The 6,717-nt window shown below is 61.5% G+C and carries 8 protein-coding genes; 6 read left to right on the top strand and 2 right to left on the bottom strand.

All coding sequences use genetic code 11. The annotated features are described in order from the left end of the window. The first annotated feature begins 271 nt into the window (after positions 1-271). From GY725_16960 to GY725_16950, 3 genes are read left to right on the top strand one after another with little or no spacing between them, the layout of a single operon-like run. Positions 272-850, top strand: a complete 579-nt coding sequence (locus GY725_16960) for a TetR/AcrR family transcriptional regulator (protein ID MCP4005882.1) — start codon at positions 272-274, stop codon at positions 848-850. Next, a complete protein-coding gene (locus tag GY725_16955; GenBank protein MCP4005881.1) occupies positions 847-1,503 on the top strand; it encodes a class I SAM-dependent methyltransferase in 657 nt (218 codons plus the stop codon). The genes GY725_16960 and GY725_16955 overlap by 4 nt, the downstream gene beginning before the upstream one ends. After that, entirely contained in the window at positions 1,500-2,594 is a 1,095-nt protein-coding gene (locus GY725_16950) for a copper oxidase (protein ID MCP4005880.1), read from the top strand. The genes GY725_16955 and GY725_16950 overlap by 4 nt, the downstream gene beginning before the upstream one ends. A 52-nt stretch (positions 2,595-2,646) precedes the next feature. Here the strand turns inward: GY725_16950 and GY725_16945 are convergent, their stop codons facing one another. Together GY725_16945 and GY725_16940 are read right to left on the bottom strand one after the other, a co-directional pair. After that, the gene (locus tag GY725_16945; GenBank protein MCP4005879.1) at positions 2,647-3,162 is read right to left on the bottom strand and encodes a biphenyl 2,3-dioxygenase; all 516 of its coding nucleotides are present in this window, start codon (positions 3,160-3,162) and stop codon (positions 2,647-2,649) included. A gap of 43 nt (positions 3,163-3,205) precedes the next feature. Next, a complete protein-coding gene (locus GY725_16940) occupies positions 3,206-4,390 on the bottom strand; it encodes a hypothetical protein (GenBank protein MCP4005878.1) in 1,185 nt (394 codons plus the stop codon). Positions 4,391-4,582: 192 nt separating this feature from the next. Here GY725_16940 and GY725_16935 point away from each other — a divergent pair, with 192 nt between their 5' ends. The 3 genes from GY725_16935 to GY725_16925 all read left to right on the top strand — a co-directional run. Further along, positions 4,583-5,209, top strand: coding sequence for a TetR/AcrR family transcriptional regulator (locus tag GY725_16935; GenBank protein MCP4005877.1), 627 nt, complete (start codon positions 4,583-4,585; stop codon positions 5,207-5,209). 50 nt (positions 5,210-5,259) lie between these two features. Further along, positions 5,260-5,823, top strand: coding sequence for a hypothetical protein (locus tag GY725_16930; protein ID MCP4005876.1), 564 nt, complete (start codon positions 5,260-5,262; stop codon positions 5,821-5,823). A gap of 45 nt (positions 5,824-5,868) precedes the next feature. Next, the coding region (locus GY725_16925) for a fumarylacetoacetate hydrolase family protein (GenBank protein MCP4005875.1) at positions 5,869-6,717 on the top strand (849 nt) is incomplete at its 3' end.

Here is a 6,717-nt window from a genome sequence, read left to right as displayed (position 1 = left end):
GCACCCGCTGGGCGCATGACCTCTTCGGCGAACTTGTGCGCAAGCCCGCGAACTTCTTGTTCTTCGTCGGTGAGACCTACATCGATATCGGTCACGGACATGGCGCCCTCCTGGCTGCCCCTCGGCAACAATGACGAGAGTGTCAGCGATTTCTATCTGAGAACGCCGATTCCCGTCAACTGCTCCGAGCACCCGATCTCGTCAGGTTTGACATTGCTGAGGTTTTCGACAATACTGTCGATATCGACATACATGTCGAAAAGGACCCCGGATGCCCAAACAAGTAGACGCCGATGCCCAGCGCAGTGAGATCCGACGCGCGGCGCGTGGGGTCTTCGCGCGGCGAGGGGTTCCCGGAACGGGCCTGGCCCACGTGGCCCGCGAGGCCGGAATGGGCCGCTCGAGTCTCTACCACTACTACTCGGACAAAGAGGAATTGCTTCGGGATCTGGTGGCCGAGACGCTGGCCGAGGAACGGGCGCTGTTTCTCAACGCCCTACACGGCGAGGGCAGCGTACCCGAACGCATCCAGCGCCTGATCGACGACTGCGTCGACCTGTTCGGGGCCTGGGCGTCACTCGGGCGTTTCTTCATCGATCTGCGCCTACGCGACGTCGCGGGTTTTCAAAACTTCTTCCGCGAGATCCGCGCCGAGTTCGCATCGGTCCTGCGCGAAGGCCAGACGCGCGGCGAGGTGGCGGCTGAACTCGATCCGCTCGTAGCGGGGGCGACACTGATCGGTGCCATCGACGGACTATTGATCCAACACTTCATCGACAGCGACGCCTTTGATCCCGAGGTACTGCACAGGGAGCTGGGGCGAATTGCACGAAAGGCGATTACACCATGAGTTTCCTCGCACTGATGCGCTGGCTGGAAGCGACTCCCGAACGCTACGACTCCGGAATGCAGGCGATCACCCTGGGGCGGGTCGCCCAGTTGCACGAGGCGGTAGCGCGCGAAGCCGTGCCGAGACCGGGCTGCGACGTACTCGAGATCGGATGTGGCACGGGTGCGGTTACCGAGCGACTCGTCAGGCGGGGTGCGCACGTCACCGCGTTGGACCAGAGCGCGCAAATGCTGGAACAGGCGAAACTGCGCCTGATGAGCGCGGGCAATGCGGAGATCGACTGGCTCGAACAGACCGCCTCGGAGATCGACGCCCTGCCCCGCGCGGCCTTCGACAGTGTGGTTCTGTCGCTCTGCCTCTCCGATATGTCCACGAGCGAACGGCATTACGTGCTCAGCCAATCTCGCGAGCGATTGCGCCCGGGCGGCCGCTTGATCGTGGCCGACGAAGTACGCCTCCGCGGTGCTACGCGCGTCCTTCAGAGCCTGATCCGCGCACCTCAGTGGCTGGCCGGTTGGTTGCTCGCGGGTTCCGTCTCCCATCCCCTGAAGAATCTGCGCGCTGAACTCGAGGCTTCGGGCTTCGAGGTGCGGCACGAACAGCAGTGGCTGGCCGGGACCCTGGCGCTCTTCATTGGGGAGCCCGGAAAATGATCGCGTTGCTCAAAGACGTGTTGCAGACGGCGTTTCGCATGGCGCCCTGGCCGACTGAACCCGGACTGCGCACGATCGGAAACCCCGGGCGCAAGAGCCCTGTCCTGCTCACCGCCAACTACGACCTGACGGTACGCAGGCTCGAGCGCGCACTTCGCGGACTCGATGCCTGGTTGCTGGTGGCCCCCGCTGGTGGAATCAACGTCTGGTGCGCGGCGGCCGGAGGGCATCTGACGACCCATCAGGTCGTAACGGTGCTCAAGACCTCTGGCATCGACCAACTCGTCGACCACCGAAACCTGGTGGTCCCCCAGCTCGCGGCCACCGGCGTCGAAGATCTCGCCGTGTTTCGGCGCGCGCGTTGGCGGGTTCGCTTCGGCCCGGCACGCGCCGAAGACATCCCCGACTATCTCGCGGCTGGGGGCAAGAAGAGCGACGCCATGCGACGCGTCACCTTCCCACTACGCGACCGACTCGAAGTAGCCGCCGCATGGGCGACGCCGATCGGGATTCTGGTCACCGTGGCCGCGCTCTTGCTTCAGCCCGCCTGGACACTTCCCCTGCTTGCCCTGAGCACCGGACTCGCGGTGACCGTCTTCACCGCGCTCGACCGACTCCCCGGCGGCGGCCGCTGGTGGATCGCCGCGGCGGGCGTGCTCGTTTCATTGTTATGCGTCACGCTTTCAGGAGGCGGCACGGCGGCCATGGTGGCCTGCATTGGGGCTCCGATCGGATTCACAGCACTGCTCACCTTCGACTACGCCGGCAGCACACCACTGGAAGGCAGTGGCGGTTTCGACGGCCAGGATTGGCAGATCACTCTCGACGCCGAGCGTTGCATCGGCCTGTACCGCTGCTGGGAGGTCTGTCCCCAGGCGTGTTACGAGAAGATCGAAGGCGAAGCCCGCGTCGACCTCGCCCACGACGAACGCTGCGTGCGCTGCGGAGCCTGCATCGTGCAGTGCCCCAGAGACGCGCTCTATTTCGAAGATGGCGAAGGCCAGCGCATCGAACCCGAAACGATCCGACGCTTCAAGCTGAATCTGTTGGGCCGTCGCTCGATTCAAGTAGGAGACGAACCCGAAGCCTGATGTCGGGCCGTCGCTCGATTCAAGTAGGAGACGAACCCGAAGCCTGAGCGGCTCAGGCTCCGTAGCGCGTCAACTCCGCCTCGCTCTCCCCCGCGCGAAACCGTTCGCAAACGCTCGCTGCATCGAACGGAATGCCGATCGGGTTCTTCTCGAAGACCTCGCTGTCCACGAACTCCCTCGCCTCGGCCATCGTCATGGTGTCGATCTGCAACTCGACATTGTTTCCGTCCGGGTCCGCGTAGTAGTAGGAGAATGTCGGGCCGTGATTCAGGGTGAGGACAGGTTCGATGCCTTTGTGGTGAAGACGTTCGTAGGTATCGATCAACTCGTCGAACTTCGCGAAGGTGAACGAGAGGTGGTGCAGGTGCGACGGACTCTGCGGACTGGTCTGCAGGTCCGGTGCGGCCATGAAAACGACCCGGTGGTGTTCATCGTCGTAGGTCGTAAAACAGGCGAAGTCGTTTTCGAAGACCACCTCTCCTTCGAGAACCGTGTTGTACCAGTCGCGCATTTTCGCGATGTCGGGAGTTCGCAACGCGATGTGAGCCAGTTTCGCTGGGGATGCCATCTTTCATCTCCTTTTGATTGTCATTTCCGGAGACCCGGAGGTTTCAGACCAGTGGATCCACCTTGGGCAGTCCGAGCACAGAGCGCGTATACGCCTCGCCCGCCGCATCCCAATCCGCCACGACGTGAGCGGCCAGCACCTGGACATCGCGAATCGCGCGTTGCATGGGATCGTCCAGGAAGATCGCGTGCCCTCCGGCTGCTGGACCGAGGCGCGTAACGGCTTCGGAGCAGGACTGGATGCACCAGGCCGCATCCCGTCGGTAGCGGCCCCGTTGCTCGATGCTGGCCTTTCGTCCGGCGGCCGCACCTTCCATCATCTCTTCCAGATCGCGCATCACGACGAGTTCCGCTGCGTCGACCTCTGCCATCGACTTCGCGTAGCGCAACTGTGCGGCGATCTGCTGAGCGGCCCCTTCCTTGAACGTCACCGCTCTGAGTTTTCCGGCGAGCCTCTCGCGGAAACGTTCGAGTGCTCCCCGAGCGATTCCCAGCCCCACGCCTACCAGGCCGAGGGTCGCGATCGAACTTCCCGGTACATCCTTGCTCAGCCCACCCCGTGCCGTCGTGTCGCGATCGCCCGAAGCCGCCAGATCCAGGACGGTCGACATAACAAAGTCCGGGGTGACGTGAACTCCGTCGACCACGATGCGCTTGCTGCCAGTTCCCGCCAGTCCAGATACATGCCAGTTGTCGACGATCTCGAAATCCGAGCGCTTGACCAGGAAACTGCCCATTCCAGAAGGCTCAGCGCCTGGCGAATCCGCAATGAAGGCCGCGAGAACCGCGTAGTCGGCGTGATCGCAGGTGCTTGCAAAGTCCCAGGCTCCTTCGAGCCGGAACCCCCCATCGACTTTCGTGGCCAGACCACCGGGCATGAACACGCCACAGACGATGACGTCGGGGCCGTTCGCAAACACGGTCTTCTGGGCCAACTCGGGAAAGCCCGACACGATGTGGTTGTGAAGCGTACAGATCGCCAGGCACCAACCGCTGTTCCCACAGGCCCGGCCGATCTCCCGCGAGGTTTCGATCACCGTCTGGAGTTCGAGCCCGTATCCCCCGTATTCGGGCGGAACGAAGGCGCGCAAAAGCCCTTCCCTCTTGAACTCCGCAACCGTCTCGTCCGGGAGCCTGCGCAACTGCTCGCACTCCTGTGCTCGCAGAGCGATTCCCGGAGCGAGTTTTCGGGCCCGCTCGACCAGTTCCGCACGCGTGACCTCTGCCATTTCTGTTTCCCTTCTCTTTGCCCAACAAGAACTATCGAAACGTTTTGGCTTGTTTGTTTCGATTGTTTCGACTATCTTGTCCCAGTTCGCAGGCGCCGTCAACCGCGAAATCCCCGAGATAGCGGGGACGCGGGTCGGAATCGCGGTGACCGCCTGTCGATCCGCCGCGTGCCAGCGGAAAGGAACCAGGAAATGACCGAGACGACCCCGGGCACATCCGAATCGCTCCAACGCCGATCGGAAGCCAAACGCGCGGACATCATCGAGACGGCCGCAGAGTATTTCGCAGAGCGCGGCTTCGAAAAGACCAGCATGAAGGCACTTGCAGCTGCAGCCCAGGTTTCGACCTCGACGATCTATTCCTATTTCGAAGACAAGACCGACCTGCTCGAGCAAACGATCCGCGCACGTATGGACGGACTCCTCGCGACCGCCGAGCAGGAGATGAAACTCGCGTCGGACCCACTCGAAGCCCTGGTGCGCGCGGCACGCCGGGTGAATCGCGGCCTGTCCAATGATCCCCTACTCACGCGCGTGTTCACCTTCCAACGTCACATCGTCGGGCGCAGAGTTCGCGAATACACCCAACGGATAGCGGATCGAATCGACGATCTCTGTCGAGAGTCCCTGCGTCGCGTCATCGCGAACGGTGATCTCGAATGCGAGGACCCCGAGGCATTGACCGCCGTCATGCGACTGGCGATGCAGGGATGGCTGCTCAGTGCCGCCGAAGGAGCGGCGCCCGTTTCCGAAAAGCGGATGACCGAGGCCCTGCTTGCACTGATCCAGACGGCCGCGGGCCGCAGCAACGCGTACTGATACACCGAATCACCAACTGCCCATCACGGCAACTCGAAAGGAAGGTATCCATGCCCACTCCCCCGAGAGCGTACTTCAGCCATATCGGAATTCACGTCCACGACATCGAGAAGATGATCGAGTTTTACACGAAGCTTCTGGGCCTTCAGCTGACGGATCGCGGAAAGCTGAACATCCCCGGTAATCCGCAGATCGCCTTTCTGAGTTCCAATCCGCAAGAGCACCATCAGATCGCACTGGCCGAAGGACGCGACGACGGGGGGGGGCAACCCGTCCTGCTCAACCAGATCTCCTTCAACGTCGACGACCTCGCGGCGCTCCGCGCCATGAAGGCCGCCGCCGAGGAACTCGGCGTGGAGCAGTTTCTACCGCTCAGCCACGGCAATGCCTGGTCGATCTACTTCAAGGACCCGGAGGGCAATGCGATCGAAGTCTTTGCGCGCAGCCCCTTCCACGTCCGCCAGCCGGTCACCGATGTCTTTGACCTGAATCAGAGCGACGAAGAGATCATCGCGAATACCGAGCAGAGATACGGCGACGACGAGGATTTCGCTCCAATCGAAAACTGGCGCAACGCCTTCGTCCGGCGTCTTGAAGAGCAGTGGGGGAAATAGCTTGCGGATCGTCACGCACCCATCACCTGAAGAAGGAGACAACTCTTGAAACTCGCGAGCTTCAAGATCGAAGGAAGAGAGTCGTATGGAATCGTTACAGATGACGGAATCATCGATCTATCGAAACGACTCGATCATGCGAATTTGCGATCGTTGATCGCAGATGGCTTCGATTCAGCCCGAGGATTCGCGGGAGAATCACCGGACTACTCACTGGCTGACGTCGAACTATTGCCGGTCATCCCCGAGCCCGGTGCCATCTGGTGTGCAGGCATGAATACCCACACCCACTTCGAAGAAGCCAAGTCCGCCATGGGTCTGTCCGAAGTGCCAAAAGTGCCGATGTTCTTTCTGCGCGCCAATAATACTCTGGTGGCCTCGGGCCAGGCGCTCGAAAAGCCTGCGCTCGAACCCGCTTTCGACTATGAAGGAGAAATCGCCATCATCATCGGCCAGCGCTGCCGAAACGTCTCGGTTGAAGACGCCGGAAAACACATCGCCGGATACACCTGCTTCAACGATGGCAGCGCCCGGAAATACCAGATGATGTCCAATCAGGTAACGACCGGAAAAAACGGCTACCACAGCGGTGGATTCGGCCCCTGGATGGCCACGGCTGACAGCATCGCAGCCGACGCTCTGGCGTTGACGACCCGGGTCAATGGGGAACTCCGGCAATCGATGAAGATCGATGATCTGATCTTTTCTTTCACCGATCTGATTTCGCATATTTCGGAAGTGACCTGGCTGGAACCCGGTGATGTGATCGTCACCGGTTCTGCAGAAGGCGCAGGTGGCTTGATGAAACCACCCCACTTCCTGAAGGCCGGAGATGTGATCGAGGTCGAAGTGAGCGGCATTGGAATGTTGACCAATAGCGTGGTGGAACAGGTC

The organism is bacterium (assembly GCA_024226335.1).
Classification (GTDB): Bacteria; Myxococcota_A; UBA9160; order SZUA-336; family SZUA-336; genus JAAELY01.
The sequence above is the reverse complement of the archived record's forward strand: the minus strand, read 5'-3'. Positions and strand labels throughout refer to the sequence as shown.